Origin of the sequence: Micromonospora sp. NPDC049836, from assembly GCF_044465125.1 — a bacterium.
Lineage (GTDB): Bacteria > Actinomycetota > Actinomycetes > Mycobacteriales > Micromonosporaceae > Micromonospora.
In genome coordinates this window covers 501,864-513,811 of the sequence record NZ_JBITLH010000002.1, presented here as the reverse complement: position 1 = coordinate 513,811, position 11,948 = coordinate 501,864, and the positions used below count along the sequence as shown (strand labels likewise).

Genomic DNA, 11,948 nt, shown 5'->3' with positions numbered 1-11,948 from the left:
GTCGCTGCCCGGGCAACCCCTCGGTTGCCCGGGCAGCGGCCGTTCCGGCCGGGACGGCCGGTCGCCGTGCTCAGGCGTGCGGGTCGAGCGGCTGGACGTCGCGCAGCCAGGCCGGACGGCTGTGCTCCGCGCCGGCCGCCTGGCCCCACTCGCAGGCGGGACCGGTCTCGTCGATGAGCAGCGGCGAGCCGCCCGGCGTGCCGTACCGGCGCAGGTCCTCGGCGTAGCGCAGCAGCAACTGCCGCCAGGACGGGGCCAGCACGTCCCAGGTGGCGGACTCGGGATCGGCCCGGACCACCTGGCCGGGCGTGCCGCCCGGCGGCGGGTCGAGGTCGAGGAACCAGTGCACGTCGCCGTTCATCGTGCCCACCAGGACCCGGCCCGCCGCGCTCATGGTCGGCAGCACCGGCCCGTGCACCCGGATCTCGCCCTCGTCGATCAGGTGCGCCAGCACCCGGGGGTCGTCGAAGACCGGGTCCGGTTCGTCGGTGCCGCGCCAACTCAGCGTCGCCTCGACGATCCCGTCGGTGTCGTAGAGCTGGTCCAGCGGGACCGGGCTGGGCAGGCCCCAGGCCGTGCCGTTGTGCACGCGCAGGCTGGCGCGGAAGTCCGCCGGCAGCGGCCGGCCCAGGGCCGCCTCCACGGCGTCGATCGCCCGCCCGTCGGCCGGGGGCGCGAGCCGGCTCAGCGATGCCGGCAGGACCCGGCCCAGGTCGGTCTCGATCCGCGCCCACGCGTCGGCGACGTCGGCATCGACGGAGGTGTCCACGTCTGTCACGGCGCGGATTCTAGGTGCCGCCCCCGACGCGCCGCCGCCCCCGGCCCGCACGCCCGGATCGGGGACCGGCCGGTTACCGTGGCCGCCGTGCGGGCGGAGGCGGGTGCGGCGGTCACCTTTTCGCTGCTCGGCCCGATCGCGGTCCGCCGCGCCGGCGCCGAGTTGCCGCTGGGCGCCCGCCAGCAGCGGCTCGTGCTCGCGCTGCTGCTGGCCCGGGCGGGTGCGCCGGTCACCCTCGACGAGTTGGTCGACCTGCTCTGGGACGAGGAGGCGCCGGTCAGCGCCGCGAACGTGGTGCACCGGCACGTCGGGGCGCTGCGGCGGCTGCTCGAGCCCGGCCTGCCCGCCCGGTCGGCGGGCCGGCACCTCCTCCGGGACGTCTCGGGCTACCGGCTGCCCGCCGACGAGCAGTCCCTGGACCTGCTGGCGTTCCGGTCGCTGAGCCGGCTGGCGGCCCGGAGCCGGCGGGACGGCGACCCCGAGTCGGCGCTGCGGCACTCCCTCGCCGGCCTGCGGCTCTGGCGTGGCCGGTGCGCGGCGGGCCTGGAACCCGCCGCCCGCGTGCATCCCGTGTTCGTCGCCGTGGAGGCCGAACGCGCCGAGGCCGTGCGGGCGGCCGCCGACGCCGCCGAGTGCTGCGGCCGGATGAGCGAGGTGTTGGCGCCGCTGCGGCAGGCCGCCGAACAGCATCCGCTCGACGAGTCGCTGCAGAGCCGGCTGCTGCTGGCGCTCGCCGCCGACGGCCGCCAGGCGGAGGCCGTGGAGAGGTACCGGGTGGTGCGCCGCCGGCTCGCCGACGAGTTGGGCATCGACCCGGGCGAGGAGCTGCGCGAGGCGTACGACCGGCTGCTGCACCAGCGCACCGGGCCGGCCCGTGCCGGGTCGCCGTCGCCGGTGCCGCCGCCGGCGCAGCTGCCGCCGGACCTGGCCTTCTTCAGCGGCCGGGAGGAGCTCATCGCCGAGGCCCGCGCCGCCGTCGCGCGCCCGGGTGGATCGGTCGTGCTCGCCATCGACGGCATGCCCGGGATCGGGAAGACCGCGCTCGCCGTCCACCTCGCACACGAGTTCGCCGCCGGTTACCCGGACGGGCAGCTCTACGTCGACCTGCGCGGCTACGACGCCCGGGAGCCGGCGATGAGCCCGGGCGAGGCGCTGCGCGGCTTCCTCGGCTCGCTCGGGGTGCCCCAGGAGGGCATCCCCGCCGAGCTGCACGCCCAGGCCGGCCGCTACCGCAGCCGGCTCGCCGGCCGGCGGATGCTGATCCTGCTCGACAACTGTCGGGACGGCGAGCAGATCCGGCACCTGCTCCCGGGCAGCCCCGGCTGCCTGGTCATCGTCACCAGCCGGAGCCGGCTCAGCACGCTGCACGCCATGGCCGGCGCCCACCCCCTGCCGGTCGGCCTGCCCAGCGTCGAGGAGGCCCGTGCCGCCCTGGTCCGGCCGCTCGGCGCCGGCCGCGTCGCGGCCGACCCGGCCGCGATCGACGCCATCATCGCCAGCTGCGGGCGGTTACCGCTCGCGCTCGCCGTGGTGGCCGCCCGGGCCGCGGGCCTGCCGCGCCTGCCAGCGGCGCAGATCGCCGCCGAGCTGGCCGCGGCGTCCGGCAGCCTGGACGGCTTCGACGACGACGGCCCGCAGACCGGCCTGCGGGCTGTCTTCTCCTGGTCCTACCAGGCGCTCTCCGCGCCGGCCGCCCGGCTGTTCCGGCTGCTGCCCAGCCATCCCGGCCCGGACATCTCGATCGCCGCGGCCGCGGGGCTGGCCGGTGTCCCGCTGCCCGGCGGGCGGGCGCTGCTCGGCGAGCTGAGCCGCGCGCACCTGATCTCCGAGGAGCTGCCGGGCCGCTACCGCACCCACGATCTGCTGCGGGCCTACGCCACCGAGCTCGCCGAGGAGCACGACGGCCCGGCCGAACGCGCCGCCGCGGAGCAGCGCTGCCTGCGGTTCTACCGGGCCACGGCCTACCAGGCGCACCGCCGGCTGCTCACCTCCGAGGACCATCCGCTGATCGAGCCGGGGCCGGGCGAGACGCCGCTGCGGTTCGCCGGCCACGGCGACGCCATGCGCTGGTTCGGCGCCGAGCGGCAGGTGCTGATGGCGCTGGTGAGCCGGGCCGCCCGGCAGGGCCGGCACACCGACGCCTGGCAGCTCGCCCTCGGCATGCAGCACTTCTTCGACCGCAGCGGCCGGTGCCTCGACTGGACGGCCACCGGTGCGGTGGCCCTGGCGGCCGCCCGGGCGGGCGGCGACCTGGTGGGGCAGGCCCGGATGCACCGTAGCCTGGCCGGGGCGGCCTACTTCGGGGGCGAGCACGGCACCGCGGTGGCGCACCTCGACCGGGCACTGGAGCTGCTCGGCCGGCTCGGCCTGCCCGGCGAGCTGACTCGCGCGGCGATCAACCGGGCGATGGTCATGGCCGCACAGGGGCGCCACGAGGAGGTCCTCCGGGCGGTGTCCGCGGCGCTCGAGCCCAGGCCGGCCGGCGACGACAGGCTGCTGGCGGACGCCCTGGTGATCATGGCCGGGAGCAACGCCGCGCTGGGCCGGGAGGACGCGGCGGTGCGCTGCGCCGGGCAGGCGATGGCGCTCTCCCGTGCAGCGGGGTACCGGCTCGGCGTCGCCGAGGCGTGGGAGGTGCTCGGTCAGGTGCACGCCGCCCGCCGGGAGACCGCCGAGGCGGTCCGCTGCTGGCGCGCGTCCGCCGTCGCCTACCAGGAGGCCTCGGCGTCGGCGCCGGCCGCCGAGGTGCTGGCGCTGCTCGGCGACGCCCTCGCCGCCGCCGGCGACCGGGACGCCGCGGTACGGGCGTGGCAGGAGGCGCTGGCGTTGGTCCCGTACGGGCAGAGCCGCACCGGCCGGCGGCTGGCCGGCCTGCTCGCGGCGGTCACGCCCGGTCCGTGACCGGTCGCGATCGGCGACGGCACTCGATCGGCACTGGCGTGTCAGTCCCCGCCCGCCGACCGTACCTAGGCTCGCCGCATTCACCGTTGCTCCTGCGGGTGGGGGACAGATCGTGCTGCGGGCCCTTGACGGATCGCCGGCCGGCCGGGCCGAGCGGATGACCTCGCTGCACGCCGAGCACGCCCGCGCCGTGCTGCGTCTGCTGCTCCTGCTGACCCGTGGGCAGCGGCAGACCGCCGAGGATCTGCTCCAGGAGACGATGCTGCGGGCCTGGCGGCACCTCGACTCGGTGCCGGTCGAACCCGATGCCGCCCGCCGGTGGCTGCTCACCGTCGCCCGGCGGCTGGTGATCGACGGCGTCCGGCTGCGCCAGGGCCGCCCGGCCGAGGTGCACCTCGTCGACATGACCTGGATTCCCGGCGGGGACGACACCACCGGCACGGCGCTCGCGTCGCACGCCATCCGCCGCGCGCTGGGCCGGCTGACCCCGGCCCAGCGCCGGTTGCTCTCCGAGGTCTACCTGGTCGGCCGGTCGGCGGAGGAGGTCGCGAGCCGGCTGGGCGTGCCGATCGGCACGGTCAAGTCCCGGACCCACCACGCGCTGCGCGCGCTGCGCACCGGCCTCGACGCCGCCTGAGCGGGCGGGACGCCGCCGCCGGCGCCCCGCGCGCTGAGTCCGAGCTCACATTGCCGCGCCGCGCGGCCGGCCCGGCCGTGGGCTTTGCCATGCTTCGGCGATCGTGGCAACCTGCCCTGCCTGGACCGGATCGAGATGACCGCCCCGCTCTCCTTCGCCCTGCTCGGCCCGGTCCGGGCCTGGCGCGGCGGGTCCGAGATCGACCTGGGTACCCGCCAGCAGCGGCTGCTGCTGGCGTTGCTGCTCGCCCGGGCCGGCGGCGTGGTCAGCGTCGCCGAGCTCGTCGACCTGCTCTGGGCGTCCGACCCCCCGCCCAGCGCGGTCAACGTGGTGCACCGGCACGTCGGGATGCTCCGCCGGCGCTTCGAGCCGGACCTGCCCACCCGCGCCGCGGGCTCGGTGCTGGTCCGCGACGGCGCGGGGTACCGGCTGCGGATCGACCCGGAGTCGCTCGACCTGCTGCGGTTCCGGCGTCTCGTCGCCGAGGCCGGCGCCGGACCCGACGAGCGGGCCGTCGCCCGCTACCGGGAGGCGCTGGCGCTGTGGCGCGACCGGTGCGCCGCCGGCCTGCACGCCGAGGGCCGGGCCCACCCGGAGTTCGTCGCGGTCGACGGCGAGCGGTTAGCCGCCGTGCGGGCGGCGGCCGACGCCGCCCTGCGGGCCGGGCGTGTCGACGCGGTGCTGCCCGCGCTCCGGCGGGCTGCCGAGGACGAACCGCTGGACGAGGCACTGCGGGCGCGGCTGCTGCTGGCGCTCGCCGCGGCCGGCCGGCCGGGCGAGGCCCTCGCCGCCTACGCCGACATCGCGCACCGGCTCGCCGACGAACTCGGCATCCAGCCGGGACGCGAGCTGCGCGCGGCCCGGGACCTCCTCGGCCGCGACGCCCCGGCCGGCGGCGGTACGCCCACGGCCGCCGCCGTCCGGCCCGAGCCCCGCGTCCCGCCGGGCGGGTCCTGGCCGTCGGGGCGGGGCGTCCCGCCGGGCGGGTCCTGGCCGCCCGGGCCGGCGTGGGTGCCGCCGTCGCACGTCGAGGCGCCGGCGCAGCTGCCCGCCGACCACCCCTACTTCACCGGCCGCCGCGCCGTCGTGGCCGCCGCGGAACGGCTGCTGGCCGGCGACGGGCGGATCAGCGCGCTGGCCATCGACGGGATGGCCGGGGTCGGTAAGACGGCCCTGGCGGTGCACCTCGCCCACCGGTTGGCAGCCCGCTACCCGGACGGGCAGCTGCACGCGGACCTGCGCGGCTTCGGCCCGGGTGACCCGGTGATGACCCCGACCGAGGCGCTGCGCGGCTTCCTGTGGTCCCTCGGGGTCCCGCCGGCCGCCATCCCCGCCGAGCTGCACGCCCAGGCCGGCCTCTACCGCAGCATCCTGGCCGGGCGTCAGGTGCTGATCCTGCTGGACAACTGCCGCGACGGGGAGCAGATCCGCCACCTGCTGCCCGGCACCGGCGGCAGTCTCGTCATCGCCACCAGCCGCCGCCGGATCACCGCCCTGGCCGGCGCCCAGCCGCTGCACCTCGACCTGCTGACCGGCGCCGAGGCCCGCGACCTGCTCAGCCGCTGGCTCGGCGGCGCGGCGACGGCGCACCCGGCCGCCGTCGACGAGATCATCGCGCGGTGCGGCCGGCTGCCCCTGGCCCTGGCGCTGGTCGCCACCCGGGGGGTCGGCCGGCCCGGCCTGAGCCTGCCCGCGGTCGCCGGTGAGCTGGCCGAGGCCGACGGCCGGCTGACCGGCTTCGGCGAGGCGCGCGCCGATCTGGCCGCCGCCTTCTCCTGGTCCTACCGGGTCCTGACGCCCGGCGCGGCGCGGCTCTTCCGGCTGTTGGCCCTGCACCCGGCCGGCGAGGTGAGCGCGGATGCGGCCGCCGCCCTGGCCGGCCTGCCGGTGCGCGCCACCCGTGGGCTGCTCGCCGAACTCGCGGCGCAGCGGCTGATCGAACCCGCCGCCGGCCGGTGGCGGATGCACGACCTGCTGCGGGCGTACGCCCTGGAGCTCGGGGAGGAGCAGGACGACGCGGCCGGCCGGGCGGCCGCCGTCGAGCGGCTGCACGACCACCGCCGGCTCGGCGGCGACGGGTCGGATCCGCGACCGGCCGGGCCGGCGCCGTCGGCCTCGGACGCGGCGCCCGCGGGCACCGCGTCCGAGGCCGACCCTCAGTACCGGTAGGCGCGGATGACGGTCTGCGTGACCGTGTTGCCGCCGGTGTCCGAGGCCGCCGCTCGCAGCGACACGAAGCCGCTGCCGGCGGGGTTGTGCACCCAGGCGACCGCCCGCTCGCCGGTGCGCCGCACGGTCAGCGGCTGCCAGGTCCGGCCGTCGTCGAACGACGCCTCGACGGTCAACGTCCTGGTCCGGCCCGGCGCCGCCCCGACCTGCCGGTCCAACGAGATCGGGATCGCGAAGAGCCGACCGGCCGGGGCCCGGTTGTCGATGTCGAGTTCCGGGGTGTACCGGATCGCCGTCAGCGGCAGCTTCACCAGCTCGCCGTCGCTGACGTGCCCGGACCTGAAGGTCCACTCCGCGTCGACCACGGTGGACAGGGTGAACTCCGGGTCGCTGTGGAAGGTCGCCGCCAGCCGGTAGTCACCCGCCTCCGCCGGCACCTCCCACGACCAGGGCGCCTGGTTCGCGTCGCCGACCTTGATCCCGTTGCGGTAGAGGTTCACCTGCACGCTCCCGCCGCGGACAAACCGGAAGCCGTCGTGCCCGGCGCCGTCGCCGTGCAGCGGCCCCGGCCCGCCGATCGTGTCGTCCCAGTAGCGGGTGGACCACTGCTGGCCGATGTTGGGCTGCGGGAAGACCGGTCCGATCACCCCGTTGGCCCAGTTCACGTCGTACCTCCGCCCCGGCTGGAAGCTGGTCCACGCCGACTCGTAGTACGTGTGCTGCGGCTGGGCCGACGTCGATTGCCACGCCGCCTTCTTGTCCTGGTTGTAGTACTCGGTGATGGTGCGCGGCACGTCGTAGGTGAACCTCGGCGGGATGTTGTGCTCGTCCCGGTAGACCGGCGAGTTGCCCGGCGCGTGCGCGACCGCGGACCGCGCCACCGGTACGCCGGCCACGTCCGCGCTGATCCGGGAGCGGACCGTGGCGAAGTCGTCCGCGCGCAGCCTGCGGGTCAGCCCCGTCATCATCCGCTCCGGCTCATAGCAGTAGACCCGGTAGACGTACGGGCTGTTGTGCAGGCTGCCGTCCTCGGCGACCTGGCCCCACATGGCGTTGACGTAGGAGACGAAGCCGGGCGTCCGGCCGGACCCGATCTGCGCGGTCCGCAGGTGGTCGAAGGGGAGGCCCATCAGCACGCCGAACGGGTCGTTGCTGCCCCAGATCTGCGGCTGCTCGGTGCGGATCGTCCAGCCGAACTCCTGGTGGACCGCGGTGGCCTTCGGGTTCGGCACCGACACCGCGATCGGCTTCGCCAGCCGCGCGTCCATGCTGAGCGCCTGGTCCGTGGTCAGGTCGAGGCTCGGGCGCATCAGCGAGGTGATGCGCGGCAGGAACGGGTCGTCGGTCAGCAGATAGGTCTGGACCAGGTAGCGGCCCGCGCGGACCCGGTACGTGGTGCTCGTGGGATCGTCGAACACCATCATGGTCTGCCGGTCCAGGTCGGTCAGCACGGTCACCCAGCCCTGCTCGGGCGTGGGTGCCCCGCCGTCCGGCCCGATCAGGGTGAGGCTCAACCGGTGGCGGGCGACGTCGAGCGCGACCGGGGTCTGCACCTGCGCGTCGCCGCCGGTGGCGGTCACCTCGCCGCCGAAGTAGCGGTCCGGCAGGTCGGTGCCGGCCTGCACGGTGACCGTCACGGTGGACGTGCCGCCCGCCGGAACCGTCACCGACGAGGCGCTGAGGCTGAACAGGCTGGCCGGCGCCGGGGCGCCCTCGGCGTCCTTGGCGTCGAGGGAGACCGCCAGGGTGAGGGGGGACGAGCCGCTGTTCGCGTACGTGATGGTGCGCTGCTGCGCGGCGCCGGCCCGCTCGAAGGCGACGCTGACCGGGCTGGCCGTGACGGCCTGGCGGGTCGCCCGGGCGACGTCGAGGAAGCCCGCGCCCTGCTCGTAGACGCCGATGGTGGCGCTCGGCCGGGCGGCCGCCATGAGCGTGGACTTGATCCGCTCGGGCGTCCAGTCCGGGTGCTGCTGGGCCAGGATCACCGCGGCGCCGGCCACGTGCGGTGTGGCCATCGAGGTGCCGTTGAGGCTGGTGTACTGCGGGTTCTCGTCGGTCGGCCACAGGTCGGAGGTCGAGCTGCGGGCGGCGACGATGCCGACGCCGGGGGCGGTGAGGTCCGGCTTGATGCCGGCGTCACCCGTGCGCGGGCCGCGGCTGGAGAACTCGGCCAGCTCGCCGGTCTTGGTCACCGCTCCCACGGTCAGCGCCTCGGCCACCGAGCCGGGGGAGTTCACCGTGGACTCACCGGCCAGGCCGTCGTTGCCGGCGGCCACGACGAAGAGCACGCCGTAGCGGTGGGTGAGGTCGGCCAGGGCCGCCTCGATCGGGTCGGTCTCCGGGCTGTCCGGGCCGCCGAGGCTCATGTTGGCGACCCGCACACCCTGCTGTGCCGCCCAGGTCATTCCGGCCAGGATCGCCGACTCCGGGCAACCCTCCTCGGTGCAGACCTTGGCGCTGTAGAGCGTCGCGTCGGGTGCCATGCCCTTGAACCGGCCCTGCGAGGCGGCCGCGCTGCCGGCGATGGTGGAGGCGACGTGGGTGCCGTGGCCGACCCGGTCGAGGGCGTCCGGGTCGGCGGTGAAGTTCTGCGCGGCGGCGACCCGGCCGGCCAGGTCGGGGTGGGTCTGGTCGACGCCGGTGTCGATCACGCCGACCTTCACCCCGGCGCCCGTCCAGCCGGCCTGCCAGGCCTGCGGCGCGCCGGTCAGCGGCACGCTGACGTCGAGGGTGGGCCGGCGCAGCCCGTCGAGCCAGATCTTGTCGTATCCGGCCCGCAGCCGCCGCTCGGCGCCGCCGCCGGTGGCGGTGAGGCTGTTCCAGAAGGACACCGCCGCGGCGCGGCTCTCCGCGACGGCGCTCGCCCCGCCGAGTTCCCGGGTGGTCCGGGCGCCGGTGAGGCCGGCGGGGGCGGTGCCGCTGTGCTGGACGATGAGCGGCAGGGTGGGCCGGGTGTCGTCGTAGCCGAAACCGACCAGCATCGAGACGTCGAAGAGGCGCGCGTCGAGCTTGCCGCGGTTGAGCAGGCCGACCGCGTCGGCGGGGATGACCCGTACGTCCGTGCCGGCGTGGTGGGTGAGGAACGGGATCCGTTCCCGTCCCTTGCCCGGCACGACGTCGACCGTCGTCCGGCCGTCCACGGTGCCCAGGTGGACGGTGTCGCCGGTGAGCAGGGTGACCGTCCGGGGCTTGGACGCGACCGGGGGTGTGGTCGCCGACTTCGCGGTCGGGGGTGTGGTCGCCGGCTTGGCGGTCGGGGGCTGCGCCGCGGCCGGTGTACCGCCCGGGGTCACCGCCGAGACGCCCAGCACCAGCAGTGCCAGCGCCGATAACGTGCGTGAACGCATCATTCTCCCTGGATGGAGGCGAGAAGTTTCTGCGTGCTCCGGACGTGACCGGCGGAGGAAAGTTCACTTGATGTGACGCGGGTCACTGCCGGCGGGCCAGGCGGGCTCGGCCGGCCCGGCCCGCAGGATGCGCCGACCGGCGCCCCGGCCGGCCCGCTCAGGCCGTGGGAACCAGCACGCCCCGGCCGGCCCGCTCAGGCCGTTGGAACCAGCACACTGAGGCAGGTCACGCAGCCCTCGAGCTTCTCGAACTCGGCGATGTCGACCACGACCGGGGTGAAGCCGAGGTCCGTCACGAGCGCCGCGGTGCGCGGCGCCGAGGCGGCCAGCAGGACGAGGTCGCCACCGAGCGGCACGACATGGCAGCCCGCCTCCTCGTCCACCGGGCGCACCGGATGGCGCAGGGCGGTCGCGTCGAGCAGGTCCGGCAGCGCGAGGAGGGTGCCGTCGGGCAGCGCGGTCACCGCCGACTTGAGGTGCAGCACGCCGCGCAGCGGGACCGGGACCACCGTGCGCCCGCGGGTCGCCAGGTGGGCGGCGAGCTGGGCCGCGCCCGCGGCGTCGGTGCGCCCGCCCTGGCCCACGTACGCCGTGGTGCCGACCTGCAGCACGTCGCCGCCGTCCAGCGTCCCGGGCGCCTCGACGCGGACGACCTCCAGCCCGGCCTCGCGTACCGTCTTCTCGGTGCCGGGGACCTCCGGCCGGCGCGGTGCCGCGCCCGGCCGGGTGAGCACCGCCAGGCCGTCGCAGACCACCACGGTGTCCTCGACGAAGACCGCGTCCGGGCAGTCCTCGGCGGGCGGGACCTCGCGCACCGGCCAGCCGGCCGCGGTGAGCGCCGCCCGGTACGCGTCGTGCTGCCGCCGGGCCCGCGCGACGTCCACGTCGGTGCGCTCGATGTGGGTGACCAGCCCTTCGGCCAGCCGGCCGCCGGGTCGCCGGACCAGAGCAATGCCTCGCGTCATGCCCTCAGTCTGCCGCGGCGCACCCGCACCTGAAGCACGCCACTCCGCCGGGAAGGCCGCGCACCGGGGCCGGCCGCGTCAGGTACGCGCCACGGCCGGAATCCTGCCCTGCCTGGTCGCATGGCCACCCGGAAGGAAGTGTTCGAGCACGTCGTGGGTCACGGTGCCGTTCTTGAGGTCGAAACCGGCTCAGCCCTCTCCCGGCTCGGGTGCGCCCCAACCGTCCGGAACGGACAGCCCGGCGAGCCGTCGGGCCAGGACGGCGGCGCCGATCTGCGCGGCCTGCGGACCGAAGGCGGAGCGCAGCACCGGGGGTGGGGTCCGCCAGGCGAGGGCCGCGCGCAGGGCGTCGCGTACCGGGTCGAAGAACAGCTCGCCCGCGTCCGCCAGCCCGCCGCCGAGCACGATGCGGGCCGGGTCGAGGGTCAGGGTGAGGGTGGCCAGGGCGATCCCCAGCGCCTGGGTCGCGTCGTCCCAGACGGCGGCGGCGACCGGGTCGGTGGCCACCGCGCCGGCGATGGCCCGGCTGTCCGAGTCCGGGGTGCCGCCGAGCCGGGCGTAGCGGCGGGCCAGCCCGCCGGCGGAGGCGTACACCTCCAGGCAGCCCCGCTGCCCGCAGCTGCAGGGCTCGCCGCCGGGGTGGACCGGCATGTGGCCGACCTCGCCGGCCGAACCGGTCGCGCCCGGCACCGGCTCGCCGTGCACCACCACGGCCGCGGCGATGCCGGTGCCCAGCGGCAGCAGCAGGAAGTTGTCCAGTCCCCGGGCGGCTCCGGCCACCGCCTCGGCGACGCCGGCCGCCCGAGCGTCGTGCCCGACCGCCACCGGAAGCCCGAGGTCGTCCCCGACGAGGGCGCGGAGTGGCACGTCGCGGAACCGGAGGTTGGCGGCGTACCGCACCACCCCGTTCGTCTCGTCGACGAGGCCCGGCGTGACCACGCCGATCGCGGCGGGTGTGGCGCCGAGATCGAGCGCGTCGTCGCGCAGCTGGCGGCACAGCGAGCGGACCGCCTTGACCGGGTCGTCGTCCGCGCGCGACGGCGCGGTGAGCGTGTGCCGGCGCCGGCCGTCCGCACCGACCACGGCGCCCTTGATGGTCGTCCCGCCGACGTCGACGGCGAGGACGCACTGGCCTTCGGGCTGGGTCACGC

7 protein-coding genes are annotated in these 11,948 nt (G+C 76.6%); 3 read left to right on the top strand and 4 right to left on the bottom strand.

The window, feature by feature from the left end; genetic code table 11:
- Positions 1–70: 70 nt before the first annotated feature.
- Positions 71–778: an SMI1/KNR4 family protein gene (locus ACIBPB_RS06240; RefSeq protein WP_396838483.1), complete on the bottom strand. Its 708-nt coding sequence runs from the start codon at positions 776–778 to the stop codon at positions 71–73.
- Positions 779–865: 87 nt separating this feature from the next.
- On the opposite strand from ACIBPB_RS06240, the gene ACIBPB_RS06235 reads away from it, so the two are divergent.
- The 3 genes from ACIBPB_RS06235 to ACIBPB_RS06225 all read left to right on the top strand — a co-directional run bounded on the left by ACIBPB_RS06235 (position 866) and on the right by ACIBPB_RS06225 (position 6,485).
- Entirely contained in the window at positions 866–3,679 is a 2,814-nt protein-coding gene (locus ACIBPB_RS06235; protein ID WP_396838481.1) for an AfsR/SARP family transcriptional regulator, read from the top strand.
- Positions 3,680–3,791: 112 nt separating this feature from the next.
- Positions 3,792–4,316, top strand: a complete 525-nt coding sequence (locus ACIBPB_RS06230; RefSeq protein ID WP_357313008.1) for a sigma-70 family RNA polymerase sigma factor — start codon at positions 3,792–3,794, stop codon at positions 4,314–4,316.
- Between the two features lie 135 nt (positions 4,317–4,451).
- Entirely contained in the window at positions 4,452–6,485 is a 2,034-nt protein-coding gene (locus ACIBPB_RS06225) for a BTAD domain-containing putative transcriptional regulator (protein WP_396838478.1), read from the top strand.
- On the opposite strand, the gene ACIBPB_RS06220 is transcribed toward ACIBPB_RS06225, so the two are convergent.
- The 3 genes from ACIBPB_RS06220 to ACIBPB_RS06210 form a co-directional block, all read right to left on the bottom strand.
- The gene (locus ACIBPB_RS06220; RefSeq protein WP_396838476.1) at positions 6,473–9,832 is read right to left on the bottom strand and encodes a S8 family peptidase; all 3,360 of its coding nucleotides are present in this window, start codon (positions 9,830–9,832) and stop codon (positions 6,473–6,475) included. The two genes, ACIBPB_RS06225 and ACIBPB_RS06220, sit on opposite strands and share 13 nt — an antisense overlap.
- A 194-nt stretch (positions 9,833–10,026) precedes the next feature.
- On the bottom strand, positions 10,027–10,797 hold the full coding sequence (gene ddaH / locus ACIBPB_RS06215; protein ID WP_396838475.1) for a dimethylargininase: 771 nt from the start codon (positions 10,795–10,797) through the stop codon (positions 10,027–10,029).
- Positions 10,798–10,986: 189 nt separating this feature from the next.
- Positions 10,987–11,946 carry an ROK family protein gene (locus tag ACIBPB_RS06210; RefSeq protein WP_396838474.1) on the bottom strand — a complete coding sequence of 320 codons (960 nt, stop codon included), beginning with the start codon at positions 11,944–11,946 and terminating at the stop codon, positions 10,987–10,989.
- Positions 11,947–11,948 lie beyond the last annotated feature (2 nt).